The organism is Bacillus sp. NEAU-242-2 (genome assembly GCF_027853835.1).
In the GTDB taxonomy this organism is placed as follows: Bacteria; Bacillota; Bacilli; order Bacillales; family Bacillaceae; genus Bacillus; species Bacillus velezensis.
The window spans coordinates 15519-29350 of record NZ_JAPNNY010000002.1 but is presented as its reverse complement, the minus strand read 5'-3'; the positions used below and the strand labels follow the sequence as shown (position 1 = coordinate 29350).

Sequence of the window (13832 nt, the reverse complement as noted above, 5' to 3'; positions counted from 1 at the left end):
TTTTTTTATAAGATATGCAGGAAGCTTGGGCAATGAAAATCAAGTCATAAAAAAGGAGGAAATGTTAACAAAATGTGAAGACTGAGCCGATATATAAGGTATCACACTTGAGGGAGCAGCTTAATATGAAAAAATTCATTAATTGGTGCACAAAGGCATCGATTTCACGTAAATTAATCATTTCATTTATCGTGATCTTAATCATACCGATTCTCGTGTTAGAATTCAGTTCATACCATACGGCGAGCAATTCGCTGGATGATCAGATTTCAGGCAACGCGAAAAATAACATCGAATCTTTTAACACAACCATTACAAATGATATCGGCGCAAAAGCAAAGGCGATTGAATTTTTCAGTGAAACGTTAAAAGGGTCATCCTTCTCAAAGAAAAACATGTCTGCTCTTGAAGAAAAGTTCGGGCAATACACGTCTATTCATAAGGACGTAGCCCGCATTTACGGAGGTACGGAAGACGGCAGCTACGCACAGGCGCCGAAGGAGAATACTCCGGCCGATTACGATCCGAGAACACGCACCTGGTATAAAGACGCTGTGAAGGCCGGCGGCACGCTCGTTGTCACCGACCCTTACACCGCGGCAAGCGACGGCAGCATGGTCGTTACCGTGGCAAAGCAGATGCAGGACGGAACAGGCGTAGTGGCCATGGATATTACGATTGACCAGCTGCTGAAGCAGATGCAGGGAATCAAAATCGGACAAAAAGGATTCGTGTTTATCACGTCCAAAAATAAAACCTATGTCGCGCATAAAGACCACAAACCGGGCGATAAAGTTTCAACCCCGTGGCTGAATGAGGTATACAGCAAAGACAGCGGCATTATTTCATACAAGCTCGATGATCAAAATAAAAAAATGGCGTTTACGACAAATAAACTGACCGGGTGGAAAATAGAGGGGAGCATGGAGCTCAACGAAATTAAAGACGCCTCACAACCGGTGCTGACGATGGGGATGATTGTCCTTGCAGCATCCATTATCATCGGGGGAATTTTAATTCTGTTGATTGTCAGATCCATTACGTCACCGCTGAAACGGCTTGTCCGCTCTTCTAAACAAATCAGCGGCGGAGACTTGACTGAAACCATTGATATCCGCTCGAAAGATGAATTGGGCGAACTCGGCGCGAGCTTTAATGAAATGGGAGAATCTCTGCGCGGACTGATAAGCGCGATCCAAAACTCTGTCGACAACGTGGCCGCGTCATCGGAAGAGCTGACCGCTTCAGCTTCGCAGACAAGCAAAGCGACGGAACATATTACAATGGCGATTGAGCAGTTTTCAAACGGGAACGAAGAGCAAAGCGAAAAAGTCGATTCAAGCTCAGCCAAGCTGAATCATATAAATGACGGACTCGCCGCCGTTTCCCGCACATCATCATCCATTACGGAAGCATCTAAACAATCGAAGGAAGCTGCCGGCACCGGGGAAGAATATGTGCAGCAAACCGTCGGGCAGATGAATCTCATCAATCAATCGGTCCAGCAGGCGGAAGCGGTTGTAAAAGGCCTTGAGGCCAAATCAAAAGACATCACTCATATTTTAAGAGTCATCAACGGTATTGCCGATCAGACAAACCTGCTTGCGTTAAATGCAGCCATTGAAGCGGCAAGAGCGGGTGAATACGGGCGGGGCTTCTCAGTAGTAGCCGAAGAAGTGAGAAAGCTTGCCGTCCAATCCGCCGGTTCTGCCAAAGAGATTGAAAAACTCATTCAGGAAATCACGGCTGAGATCAATACATCGCTTCACATGTTTACATCCGTCAATGAAGAAGTTCAATCAGGACTTGCCGTGACGGACCGCACGAAAGAAAGCTTCCAGAATATCTTCGGCATGACGAACGATATCGCCGAGAAGCTTCAATCGATGAACGGCACGGTTGAACAGCTGTCAGACAGCTCTCAGCACGTTTCAGCCGCAGTGACGGATATTGCGGACGTATCACGGGAAAGCGCAGCAAGCATTCAGGATATTGCCGCATCCGCAGAAGAACAGCTTGCATCAATGGAAGAAATCAGCACATCCGCCGATACGTTGGCGCAAATGGCCGAAGAACTGCGGGAATTAACGAAACAATTTAAAATCAACTAGTAAAAAAGGACGCTTTCCAGGTGGAAGGCGTCCTTTTTTATAGTGACAGCCGGATAATTAAATAAAAAGTCTTGCATACAAAGGGAGTACATAGAACTATTTTTCATTTATGACTTAATTTTCAATGTAATAAAAAGGGAGTCGGCCGATATAAACAGTAAATGATTGAAAGAGGTTTACAAAATTGAAAAAAACAGCAAAAAAAATCGCCAGAAAATCAATAGCCAAAAAACTTATTATTTCATTTTTACTGATCTTAATTATTCCGGTAGCAGTATTGGCTGCCGGCGCCTACCGTTCGGCCGCTTCATCCGTTGAAAAGCAAATGATGGAAAGCGCCGAAGGAAATGTGCAAATCTTAAACAATATGATTGATGACCGGATCGGAATGTTTACAAAAAGCTCAGCATATTTCAGCGAATGGGCGACAAGCGCTAAATTTAAAGAAAAAAACCAAACGGAAATGCAAGAAAGGTTCAAACAGTTTATTGAAAGCAATGATAAAGCGTCCGCCATATTTTCAAGCAGCAAGGAAGGAACGTTTACCCGTTATCCGCATGCCGATATGCCGGCCGATTTCAATCCGCTTGAAAGAAGCTGGTATCAGGAAGCCATGGAGAATAAAGGCCAAACCATCATCACGGACCCTTATGAGTCTATCTCAAACAAAAAGATGGTCGTTACCATGGCCCGCGCGGCGCAAGACGGATCAGGCGTCGTCGCCATTGATATAAAAATCGACGATCTCATCACGATGACAAAAGAAGTGAACATCGGAAAAGAAGGATACGCCTTTATCCTCAGCAAAAATAAAAAAGCCGTTGCTTACAGTGATGAAAAAGCCGGCGCGGCGGTATCGGGAAAATGGGTTGATACATTATACAGCGGGCAAAAAGGCGACTATGAATATACGCTGAACGGGAAAGCGAAAAAAATGGCGTACGTGACCAATGAAGCGACGGGCTGGAAGATCAGCGGAACCATGTCCGTGGATGAAATCAAAGATGCGGCAAGACCGGTTCTGACTCTGGCCATTATCATATTGGCGATAGCCATCGCCGCAGGGATGATTTTCATTTATTTTGTCATCCGCTCAATTACCAAACCGTTAAAACGTCTCGTAGCTTCAGCGGAAAAAATCAGCAGCGGGGATCTGACGGAAACCATTGATGTCGGCTCTCAAGATGAGCTCGGCGTGCTCGGTAAAAGTTTTAATCATATGACAGATTCACTCCGTTCGCTTATTCAGGGAATTCAGGACTCTGTTGAACATGTCGCTTCTTCCTCAGAGGAGCTGACGGCTTCGGCTGAGCAGACGAGCAAAGCAACGGAACATATCACCCTTGCGATTGAACAGTTTTCTAATGGAACGGAAGACCAAAGTGAGAGTATTGATAAAGCGACAGCACAAGTGAATGAGATGAAAGACGGGCTCAGCGATCTGGCGGAAGCGGCAGCCGTGGTGACGGAAACGTCAATAGAATCGGCGGAGATATCCGGCGCCGGTGAGCGGCTTGTCAAGAAAACAGCCGGCCAGATGGGCGCCATTGACCAATCCGTAAGTAAAGCGGAGCAAGTCGTACAAGGGCTTGAACTCAAATCGCAGGACATCACCAGCATTTTGCGCGTCATTAACGGCATTGCCGATCAAACGAATCTCCTTGCTTTAAATGCAGCCATTGAAGCGGCAAGAGCGGGAGAATACGGACGCGGTTTTTCAGTCGTTGCCGAAGAAGTGAGAAAGCTTGCCGTCCAATCCGCAGATTCAGCGAAAGAAATCGAATCCTTAATTCATGAAATCGTCAAAGAAATTCATACTTCGCTCGGAATGCTGGAATCCGTCAATCACGAGGTGAAAAGCGGACTTCAGTTAACGGACGAAACGGAAAAAAGCTTCCGGGACATTTCCGCTAAAACAAATCAGATTGCCGGTGAACTGCAAAATATGAATGCAACCGTGGAACAGCTTTCTGCCGGATCTCAGGAAGTATCAAACGCTTCAGAGGATATCGCGGCAGTCTCCAGACAAAGCGCGGCCGGCATTCAGGACATCGCGGCTTCAGCTGAAGAGCAGCTTGCGTCCATGGAGGAGATCAGTTCCTCAGCCGTCACGCTGGAAAAAATGGCGGAAGAATTACGCGAACTGACAAAGCGTTTTAAGATAAACTCTTAATTAAGTCTAAAAGACTAATTTTGCAATAGGTAAAAAGTATGTTTCGTTATATTTCTTCTTTTTGGATGTGTATATTTACCCATAATTGCCGATATGAAGGGTAAACACGCAAGAGGAGATATAGCAGATGAAAAAAATTGTGCAAATCATCAAGCAGAGATCGCTTACAAGAAAACTGCTCATTTCTTTTTTGGCCATTCTCATTCTTCCTATTTCAACGCTGGCTTTTATCGCCTATCAATCGGCGGTAAGCACGCTTGACAGGCAGATGATGGGAAGCGCACTAGATAATGTGCAGCAGATTAACGATATGATCAACACAAGCATCAGCCAAAAGGAAGACGGAACGGCATATTTCAGCGACTGGCTCACAAAGGATCGGTACAAGCCGAAAAACCAATCGCAAATTACCGATAAATTCACAGAGTACATGAAGATTAATAAAGACGTGGAATCCATCTATACGAGTGACACGGAAGGACATTTCACACGGTATCCGGATCTGCAGATGCCTAAAGGATATAATCCGCTTGAAAGAGACTGGTATAAAAAGGCCGTGGAAAATAAGGGGAAAGTTGTTGTAACAGATCCTTACCGCACGGCTTCCACCAATACGATGGTCGTGACGGTCGTTCAGCAGACGAAAGACGGCTCAGGGGTCGTCGCCATCAATATGAAAATCGATGAGCTTCTGAAAACGACAAAGAAAGTGAACATCGGAAAATCAGGCTACGCTTTTATCCTGACGAAAGACAAAAAAGTGGTCGCCCACCCGAACCGTGCGTCAGGCACAGTATTAAACGGGGAGTGGGCTGAACAGCTGTTCACCAGCAAAAAAGGTGATTTTCAATACAAATACGACGGCCAGGAAAAGAAAATGGCTTATGATACGAACGGGCTGACAGGCTGGAAGATTACCGGAACAATGTATCTGGACGAAATTCATGAAGCGGCCCTGCCGATCCTTCATCTGTCCCTGCTCGTTCTCGTATTAGCGATTGTCATCGGAACCATCGTCATGGTGCTGATTATCCGTTCAATCACAAAACCGCTCAAGCAGCTTGTGACATCATCGAAACAAATCAGTGAAGGCGACTTAACAGAAACGATCGAGATTCAGTCAAAAGATGAATTAGGCGAGCTTGGCAAAAGCTTTAACAATATGGCCGATTCACTCAGGTCTCTCATCCATGCCATCCAGGATTCCGTGAATAACGTCGCATCTTCCTCAGAGGAGCTGACGGCTTCAGCGGAGCAGACAAGCAAGGCAACGGAACATATCACACTGGCGATCGAACAATTTTCTAACGGAAATGAAAGCCAAAGTGAAAATATCGAAAGCGCGGCGGAACATATTTATCAAATGAACAGCGGGCTTAAAGATATGGCGAAAGCATCTGCCGTCATTACCGAATCCTCCGTCACATCAGCGGAAGTCGCCAATTCAGGCGGAAAGCTCGTCCACCAGACGGTCGGCCAAATGAACGTCATTGACCGGTCAGTGAAAGAAGCTGAACAAGTGGTGCGCGGACTTGAGACAAAATCAAAAGACATTACAAACATTCTCGGTGTCATTAACGGAATCGCTGATCAGACAAACCTTCTTGCGCTGAATGCGGCAATTGAAGCCGCGCGTGCGGGTGAATACGGCCGGGGCTTCTCAGTCGTCGCCGAAGAGGTCAGAAAACTTGCGGTCCAGTCTGCCGATTCAGCGAAAGAAATCGAAAGCTTAATTATAGAAATCGTCAACGAAATCAATACATCTCTCGGCATGTTCCAATCCGTCAACAAAGAGGTGGAGAGCGGACTGGATATTACGAATCAGACCGAAACGAGCTTCAAACGGATTTCTGAAATGACGAACCAGATCGCCGGAGAAATTCAAAATATGAATGCGACGGTAGAACAGCTGACAGCAGGATCACAGCAGATTTCAGGAGCTTCTGAGCAAATCGCGTCCATCGCAAAAGAAAGCTCCGCCAGCATTCAGGATATCGCGGCCTCTGCCGAAGAACAGCTGGCTTCAATGGAAGAAATCAGTTCGTCTTCGGAAACGTTATCCCAAATGGCGGAAGAATTACGTGATATGACGAAACGATTTAAAATAGATTAATAGATCATAGAATACCCAAATGTGCTGTTTGGGTGTTTTTTTTAGTTTTTTTAATAAATCTTTTGTCCTATCTGACGATATTAGATTTAGCTTTTCAAAGAAGGAGACTGAAAAAATGAAACAACTGATACATTGGATCAAACAGCCATCCATCAGCAAGCCGCTGATCGCGGCATTTTTAGCCGTATTGGTGCTTCCGGTCGGCATACTCGCCTACTTCAGCTACCAAACGGCGGGGAGTACATTAGAAAGCGAACTGACCCACAGCGCCCAGGGAAATGTCAGTGAACTGAACAGCGTGCTGGAAAACATGCTTGAGGGTAAGCTGAAAGCGATTGACTACTACAGCGAATCAATCACAAAGGAAAAACTGAACACGAAAAATAAATCGGTACTGCTCGACAATATGAAGCAGTATGTCACCGTAAATGGCGATGTCGCGTCAATTTACGCCGCGTCTCGCGACAAAGCGTTTGTGAAATATCCGTCCGCTGACATGCCGTCCGATTATAATCCGCTCACGCGCGAGTGGTATACAAAGGCGGTTGAAAAAAGCGGACAGCCGGTGTTTACCGAGCCTTATAAAGACGCTGCAACCGGACAGACGGTCGTTACGATTGCCCAGCAGACAAAAGACCGATCAGGCGTTGTGGCGCTTGATATTAATCTGGGCGACCTGCTGAACGCTTCCGAACGCGTCCAGATCGGTCATAAAGGATTTGCCTTCATTACAACGGGGGATAAAAAATACATCGCCCATCCGACTATAAAAGCGGGAACGGAAGGCTCCGGAGAGTGGACGAAAGAGGTATTTTCCAAATCAAGCGGATCGTTTGAATACATGTTTGAAGGACAGCAGAAGAAAATGGCCTTCACGACAAACAAACTGACGGGCTGGAAAATCGCCGGCACATTTTTTGTCAGTGAGATCCATGACGCAGCCTCGCCTGTCATGAAAATGGCGCTGATCATCCTGGCGGTTTCTCTTATCGTCGGCGGTATTTTAATCTTTTTTATCATTCGCTCGATTGCAAAACCGCTCAAAAAACTTGTCTCGACATCAGCTAAAATCAGTGACGGCGATTTAACGGAAGTCATTGACATCAAGTCAAAAAATGAATTCGGGCAGCTCAGCCAAAGCTTCAATGAGATGTCGGCATCACTCCGGTCTGTCATCGGCGTCATCCAATCATCCGTCGAACATGTCGCTTCTTCATCTGAAGAGCTGACGGCATCCGCCGGACAGACAAGCAAGGCGACAGAGCATATTACTCTGGCGATTGAACAATTCTCAAACGGAAACGAATCACAAAGCGAGAAATTGGAAGAAAGTGCTGATCATCTTTCCAAAATGAATGCCGGCATTGCCGAGACGGCGAATGTATCGGCGGAAATCACTGAATCCGCCATCCAAACCTCTGAAACGGCCGGAAGCGGAGAAGAATTAGTGGCGAAAACGGTCGGCCAGATGAAAACAATTGATCGTTCCGTACAGCAGGCGGAAGCGGTCGTAAAAGGGCTGGAAACGAAGTCGCACGACATTAAGAGCATTCTGAACGTCATTAACGGCATTGCCGATCAAACAAATCTGCTTGCCTTAAACGCGGCCATTGAAGCGGCCAGAGCAGGCGAATACGGGCGGGGCTTCTCCGTCGTTGCGGAAGAAGTGAGAAAGCTTGCCGTACAATCCGCCGGCTCCGCGAAGGAAATCGAAACGCTGATTCAGGAAATCGTCAAAGAAATCGCCACATCGCTTTCCGTATTCCAAGCGGTGAATCAAGATGTGAAGGAAGGCCTCGATATTACGGATCAAACGGCCGAAAGCTTCAAAAAAATCTCAGAAATGACGACTCAGATTTCAGGCGCCTTGCAGCATATGAACGGAACGCTTGAGCAGCTTGCAGCCGGGTCGCAAAATGTGACAAACGCAGTGGAGGACATTACCTCAGTCGCCAAAGAAGGGTCCGCCGGCATTCAAGACATCGCCGCCTCAGCTGAAGAGCAGCTGGCCTCCATGGAAGAAATCAGTTCATCCGCCGAAACGCTTGCGCATATGGCTGAAGAACTGCAGCAGGTCACACGGAAATTTACGATTCAGTCTGAAGACGAAGAACAGCTGTAACGAGCTGTTTCTTTTCCTCATCTGAAAAAAGCGATACACTAATATAAAAGAAGGGAGTGGCAGTGATGAGATTAGAAGGCAAAAAAGTCATAGCGCTTGTCAGTGACGATTTTGAAGACTTAGAGCTTTGGTATCCCGTCTACCGGCTGAGAGAGGAAGGCGCGATCGTTCATTTAATAGGAGAAGAAGCGGGCCGTTCATACAAAGGAAAATACGGCGTGCCCGCGACGGCGGATTACGATTTTAAGAGCCTGATTATTCAGGAGTATGATGCCGTGCTCGTGCCTGGCGGCTGGGCTCCTGACAAACTGCGAAGATATCCCGAAGTTTTGGACATCATCCGTACGATGAACGAGCAGAAAAAGCCGATCGGCCAGATCTGCCATGCGGGCTGGGTGCTTATATCTGCCGGAATTCTTGCAGGAAAAAAAGTAACGAGCACGCCCGGCATCAAAGACGACATGACAAATGCAGGGGCACAGTGGCTGGATGAAGCTGTCGTAACTGACGGCCACATTGTATCAAGCCGCCGCCCGCCCGACCTTCCGCAGTATGCAAAAGCGTTTGCTGACCTGTTAGCGTCCAAATAAAAAACATCCGCCCGAATCCGGGCGGATGTTTTTAGTTTTGATCGGCGGGAAAGACGATTCCGATTTGTTTTCTCGCTTCTTCCATAATGCTCGCCGTAATGAAAGAACGTTCAAATGTATTTTCGGAAGACTCCCGCTGTCCGTTTCGAAGAAGATTGATGAATTCAGCCGTTTCGTAGTACATCGAAGGTTTCAGATCAGGGACTGAAATGTCTTCCGTCCGGCCGTCACGATAGCGGATTTCCGCCCGTTCCGGTCCGTGAATGCTGTCCAGAACGATCGTGCCGTCTTCACCCTGAATTTCCGCCGGGGCAAACGAATTTGAGATTTTCGAATGCATCAGCACCGCTTCAAATCCGTCGTATGACAGAATGACCGTGCCTTCGCCGTCAACGCCGGATGCTAGTTTATGACCGGTCGCAATGACGTTTTTCGGTTTGCCGAACAGGACGACGGCCGGATAAATGCAGTACACGCCGATGTCCATTAACGAACCGTTCGATAATTCAGGCTTAAACGCGTTAAGCACCGTACCGTTTTTATATGCATCATATCGTGATGAATATTGGCAGTAGCTTGCCGTGAATCTCCTGACGGGTCCGATTTTATGTAAGTGGTGTTGAAGCATGCTGAAGTTCGGCAGGAACGTCGTTTTCATGGCTTCCATCAAGAGAACGCCGTTCGTTTTGGCTGCGTGAATCATTTCATCCGTTTCCCTTGCGTTAGACGCAAACGGTTTTTCGCACAGTACATGCTTGCCGTGTTCCATAAAAAGGACCGCCTGCTCTTTGTGAAATGCATTCGGGCTGGCGAGATACACCGCGTCATAGGCTTTGCTTTCCGCCATTTCTTTCAGGCTGGTGAAATAATGAGCAGCGCCGTGTTTGCCTGCGAATTCCGCCGCACGTTCTTCAGTTCTGGAATAAACCGCCGTTAATTGAAAATCATCAATAGCAGAAGCCGCTTCCAGAAATCGTTCTGTAATCCAATTCGTACCGACTGTTGCAAATCGAATCATTGCTATCGCTCCTTCTATGTATTGGCTTACATTATAGCTTTTTTTCTGAGAAACATAAATGGAAAAAAGGCTGCCAGCTAAAGGGATAGGAAAAATTCCCATAGAGACCGGTTATTATTTTTCATTACAGGAACGATAGTGTACAATTTAAGTAAAATACATATGATGGAGGAACAATAGTGGAAACATTGCAAACATGGGGCGGCAGATTTAAACAGTTTTTCTTAGACAATAAATTTGTCTTGTTTTTGCTTGTATTGCTGCTCATCGGTCTCAATATCCTTGTCTTTATGAAGACATCATTTATTTTCACACCCATTATCGTCCTGCTCAAAACGATTGCGCTCCCCGTCATTTTGACAGGAATTGTTTATTATCTGCTTAATCCGATCGTAGATATATTGGAAAAAATAAGAGTGAAAAGAGTCTATTCCATCCTGCTCCTTTACCTCATTATTATAGGGCTGATTTCGATTACGGTCGTTTCAATTATTCCGTTTTTAAAGGAACAGATCATGAGCCTGATCGACAACCTGCCGAAATATGTGGACATCGTTGAAGATCAGACGAAAAGCCTGATCGGAAGCGATTTTGTAAATCAGGCGCAAAAGACGATGAATATCAACATTTCCGATCTCGCTAATAAAGTATCGGCGCAGGCGGCGACAATTGCAAACAGTACATTTACCGGAGTCGGGAATTTTATCGGCGCGCTGACTGAAGTGATTATTTCGATTGTGACCGTGCCGTTTATTCTGTTCTATTTGCTGAAAGACGGCAAAAAACTGCCGATTTATATCTTAAAGTTTGTGCCCACCCGTCTGAAAGAACAAACGTATACGATGCTTAGTGAAATGAACCACAGATTAAGCTCCTATATCAGAGGACAGGTCATCGTCAGCTTCTGTATCGGGTTTTTATTATTTATCGGCTATCTGATTATCGGACTTGATTATGCTTCCCTGCTTGCGGTCATTGCCGCTTGTACGAGCGTTGTTCCGTATTTAGGGCCGACCATTGCCATCACGCCGGCGATTATTATCGCGTTGGTCACTTCGCCTCTTATGCTGCTGAAACTTGCGATTGTCTGGACCGTTGTCCAGCTCGTGGAAGGTAAATTAATTTCGCCGCAGATCATGGGGAAAAATCTTCACATTCACCCGATTACCATCATCTTTGTTCTTTTAACCGCCGGAAAGCTGTTCGGGGTTGTCGGCATTATTTTAGCCATCCCGGGGTATGCGGTCATCAAAGTGGTCACGACCCATCTGTTTGATTGGTTCAAAATGCGCTCGCATTTATATGAAGAAGAAAAAAATGATGCTGTATCGAAGTCATAAAATCGGAACGGACATGATATTTATTATAAGACAGGCTTTCCTTCAAAGGAGAGCTTCTCTTTTGTAAATGATGAATGAAGGGAAGAATGGGATGACACTATGGGAGATGTTCACAGCAGCCGTTTTGGGAATCGTGGAAGGGCTGACGGAATACGCGCCGGTTTCTTCCACGGGACATATGATCATAGCGGATGACATTTGGCTGAAATCCGGAAGCCTGATGAATCCGGAAGCCGCCAATTCCTTCAAAGTGGTGATTCAGCTCGGTTCGATTCTGGCGGTGGCCATTGTGTTTAAGGATCGGATATTACATTTACTCGGCCTCAAAAAAAACGTCACGCGCGATCAGCAGAAGGGATACAGGCTGACCATCGCGCAAATCGCCGTCGGTCTTGTTCCGGCAGCGGTGCTCGGCTTTTTATTTGAGGATTTCATTGACCGCTATTTATTCTCCGTCAGAACGGTCGCTTACGGATTAATTGCCGGAGCTGTGCTTATGCTTATAGCGGACTGGATCAATAAAAGGAAAGAAACGATCGATACGGTGGACAGAATCACCTACAAACAGGCTTTCTGTGTCGGATTATTCCAGTGTCTCGCCTTATGGCCCGGATTTTCCCGCTCAGGCTCAACGATTGCCGGAGGTGTCATTGTCGGCTTGAATCACCGGGCAGCCGCAGACTTCACATTTATTATGGCCATTCCGATTATGGCGGGCGCAAGCCTTCTGAAGCTGGTGAAATACTGGGGCAGTCTTTCTTATGACATGATTCCGTTTTTTCTTGTCGGCTTTATCTGCGCCTTTGTCGTCGCCCTCTTAGTCGTCAAATTTTTTCTTCGGCTCATTAACCGGATTAAGCTTGTCCCGTTCGCCATTTACCGTGTCATCCTCGGCATCATTTTAATCATGCTCGTGCGATAAACGAAGAGGCCCCCGGAGGGTCTTCTTTTTATGTTCGAAAAACGTCTCAGGAAAATATGAGCAAACTGAATTTTCTGCTTGAAATTCATAGAAGAGTCGTCTATAATAAAACATGACGTTACAGCACGGGGCCATAGCTCAGCTGGGAGAGCGCTACGCTGGCAGCGTAGAGGTCAGGGGTTCGAGCCCCCTTGGCTCCATACCTTTAAACCCTTATTCTATAAGGGTTTTTTTATTTGTCAGGAACAGAGCAATAGCCCAAAAAAGCAATTGGGGACAATTTGGGGACGAAAAATTTATTTTGAGGAAGTTTAGTTGCTTTTCGCCTTCAATTAGGATTGAAGAAGCCGCCTCTAAAGGCGGCTTTGTTGTTTATCAATTTTCTTGCGGAGCAATCTTTGCTGGTGTAGCACCGCAGAACAGGAAGAATGTAAATACTGCTGATAGGGAAATTGCTAAACCTAATTTGCCCAGATATTCTAATACTGTCCACCAATCTCCTTTTTCAATTGCCTTTTGAACTTTATCTAATGCTCCTTTAGAGATACAATAGCATTTTCAAGATCTTTGAACAGTGTTCTTTTGGACACTTGCATACTTATATTCCTTATTCATATATTTAGCGAAAGCGATCATACCCTCTTTTTGACCTTTGGTATAAGGAGACTTTTCAAGCTCATCCTCATTAACTGTGTAGCCTGTCTCTTCATCAAAAATTACAATCTTAGTAAAGATGTACTCAACTTCTTTTCAAAATTTTTCAATTTGTTCTTTAGTTAATCCATCTAACCCGTTCTCTTCCTCTGCTGAAACTGTTGGCGCTATTGTAGCAATAGCAAGAAGTAGGGTCAACGCCAGAAAAACTAATCTTTTCAACATTATAACTTTCTCTTTTAGAAACTTGTACAAGAAACTACACGGTAACACATTTTTCTAAATAAGGGTACATTTATCTAGTTTTAATCTGTTTAGACAGGATAAGTAAAATATCGACAAAAAAGATTATGACCATAAACTCAAAGCAAGAGTCGAACCCCCCCAAGCTAATATACCGAACATGACAGAGAACCTAAGACAAGCTTCAAATTTTGTAAGCCCTCGCTCTCTTTTTGTTTTACCTAATTTCCAATAAACAGCATATCCTGAGAACACCAAAATGAGTACTCCGAGTCGTGTCATATTTTCTAAAAATTCTACACCATCCATTGATTTTCACCTCGTTTATTTATGAGAAAAAAATAAAGTAGACTTGTAGAGAGTCTACTTATAAACGCTATCCCAAAGTACACATTTTCATACAGCTTAAAACATTTGAGTGATAAAGTAAGGCTCATTTTAAATGACACATCCTTAATCCCTCCCATTTATATTCCCCATACATTAGTTTTATTATCGCAAATAGAATGGACGTTTCCAACAGTTATGTGAAAATAAGTAATCTGG

General features: G+C 45.4%; 10 protein-coding genes and 1 tRNA gene. 8 read left to right on the top strand and 3 right to left on the bottom strand.

The window, feature by feature from the left end:
- Positions 1–125: 125 nt before the first annotated feature.
- From tlpB (OWN49_RS05080) to OWN49_RS05060, 5 genes are all read left to right on the top strand, one after another.
- Entirely contained in the window at positions 126–2111 is a 1986-nt protein-coding gene (tlpB, locus tag OWN49_RS05080; protein ID WP_025650348.1) for a methyl-accepting chemotaxis protein TlpB, read from the top strand.
- A gap of 184 nt (positions 2112–2295) precedes the next feature.
- A complete protein-coding gene (gene tlpB / locus OWN49_RS05075) occupies positions 2296–4284 on the top strand; it encodes a methyl-accepting chemotaxis protein TlpB (RefSeq protein ID WP_176283503.1) in 1989 nt (662 codons plus the stop codon).
- Positions 4285–4411: 127 nt separating this feature from the next.
- Positions 4412–6397, top strand: a complete 1986-nt coding sequence (gene tlpB / locus OWN49_RS05070; RefSeq protein ID WP_077722747.1) for a methyl-accepting chemotaxis protein TlpB — start codon at positions 4412–4414, stop codon at positions 6395–6397.
- A 19-nt stretch (positions 6398–6416) separates the two neighbouring features.
- Entirely contained in the window at positions 6417–8519 is a 2103-nt protein-coding gene (gene tlpB, locus OWN49_RS05065) for a methyl-accepting chemotaxis protein TlpB (protein ID WP_438285348.1), read from the top strand.
- 65 nt (positions 8520–8584) lie between these two features.
- Positions 8585–9109, top strand: coding sequence for a type 1 glutamine amidotransferase domain-containing protein (locus OWN49_RS05060; RefSeq protein ID WP_003152143.1), 525 nt, complete (start codon positions 8585–8587; stop codon positions 9107–9109).
- 31 nt (positions 9110–9140) lie between these two features.
- Here the strand turns inward: OWN49_RS05060 and OWN49_RS05055 are convergent, their stop codons facing one another.
- The gene (locus OWN49_RS05055) at positions 9141–10127 is read right to left on the bottom strand and encodes a Gfo/Idh/MocA family protein (protein ID WP_063637073.1); all 987 of its coding nucleotides are present in this window, start codon (positions 10125–10127) and stop codon (positions 9141–9143) included.
- Positions 10128–10306: 179 nt separating this feature from the next.
- Here OWN49_RS05055 and OWN49_RS05050 point away from each other — a divergent pair, with 179 nt between their 5' ends.
- From OWN49_RS05050 to OWN49_RS05040, 3 genes are all read left to right on the top strand, one after another.
- On the top strand, positions 10307–11467 hold the full coding sequence (locus tag OWN49_RS05050; protein ID WP_014305691.1) for an AI-2E family transporter: 1161 nt from the start codon (positions 10307–10309) through the stop codon (positions 11465–11467).
- Positions 11468–11558: 91 nt separating this feature from the next.
- The gene (locus OWN49_RS05045; protein ID WP_044801954.1) at positions 11559–12389 is read left to right on the top strand and encodes an undecaprenyl-diphosphate phosphatase; all 831 of its coding nucleotides are present in this window, start codon (positions 11559–11561) and stop codon (positions 12387–12389) included.
- A 127-nt stretch (positions 12390–12516) separates the two neighbouring features.
- Positions 12517–12589 (top strand) — tRNA-Ala (locus OWN49_RS05040).
- Between the two features lie 550 nt (positions 12590–13139).
- Here the strand turns inward: OWN49_RS05040 and OWN49_RS05035 are convergent.
- Together OWN49_RS05035 and OWN49_RS05030 are read right to left on the bottom strand one after the other, a co-directional pair.
- Positions 13140–13268, bottom strand: coding sequence for a hypothetical protein (locus tag OWN49_RS05035; protein ID WP_255219924.1), 129 nt, complete (start codon positions 13266–13268; stop codon positions 13140–13142).
- Positions 13269–13391: 123 nt separating this feature from the next.
- On the bottom strand, positions 13392–13595 hold the full coding sequence (locus OWN49_RS05030; protein ID WP_070082264.1) for a hypothetical protein: 204 nt from the start codon (positions 13593–13595) through the stop codon (positions 13392–13394).
- Between the last annotated feature and the right edge of the window lie 237 nt (positions 13596–13832).

Excerpts from the sequence above, each read along its gene's own strand:
- OWN49_RS05045 (WP_044801954.1), top strand. The coding sequence starts at position 11,559 with ATGACACTATGGGAGATGTTCACAGCAGCCGTTTTGGGAATCGTGGAA.
- OWN49_RS05060 (WP_003152143.1), top strand. The coding sequence starts at position 8,585 with ATGAGATTAGAAGGCAAAAAAGTCATAGCGCTTGTCAGTGACGATTTT.
- OWN49_RS05035 (WP_255219924.1), bottom strand. The coding sequence starts at position 13,268 with ATGTTGAAAAGATTAGTTTTTCTGGCGTTGACCCTACTTCTTGCTATT.
- tlpB (WP_438285348.1), top strand. The coding sequence starts at position 6,417 with ATGTGCTGTTTGGGTGTTTTTTTTAGTTTTTTTAATAAATCTTTTGTC.
- tlpB (WP_025650348.1), top strand. The coding sequence starts at position 126 with ATGAAAAAATTCATTAATTGGTGCACAAAGGCATCGATTTCACGTAAA.
- OWN49_RS05055 (WP_063637073.1), bottom strand. The coding sequence starts at position 10,127 with ATGATTCGATTTGCAACAGTCGGTACGAATTGGATTACAGAACGATTT.
- tlpB (WP_077722747.1), top strand. The coding sequence starts at position 4,412 with ATGAAAAAAATTGTGCAAATCATCAAGCAGAGATCGCTTACAAGAAAA.
- OWN49_RS05030 (WP_070082264.1), bottom strand. The coding sequence starts at position 13,595 with ATGGATGGTGTAGAATTTTTAGAAAATATGACACGACTCGGAGTACTC.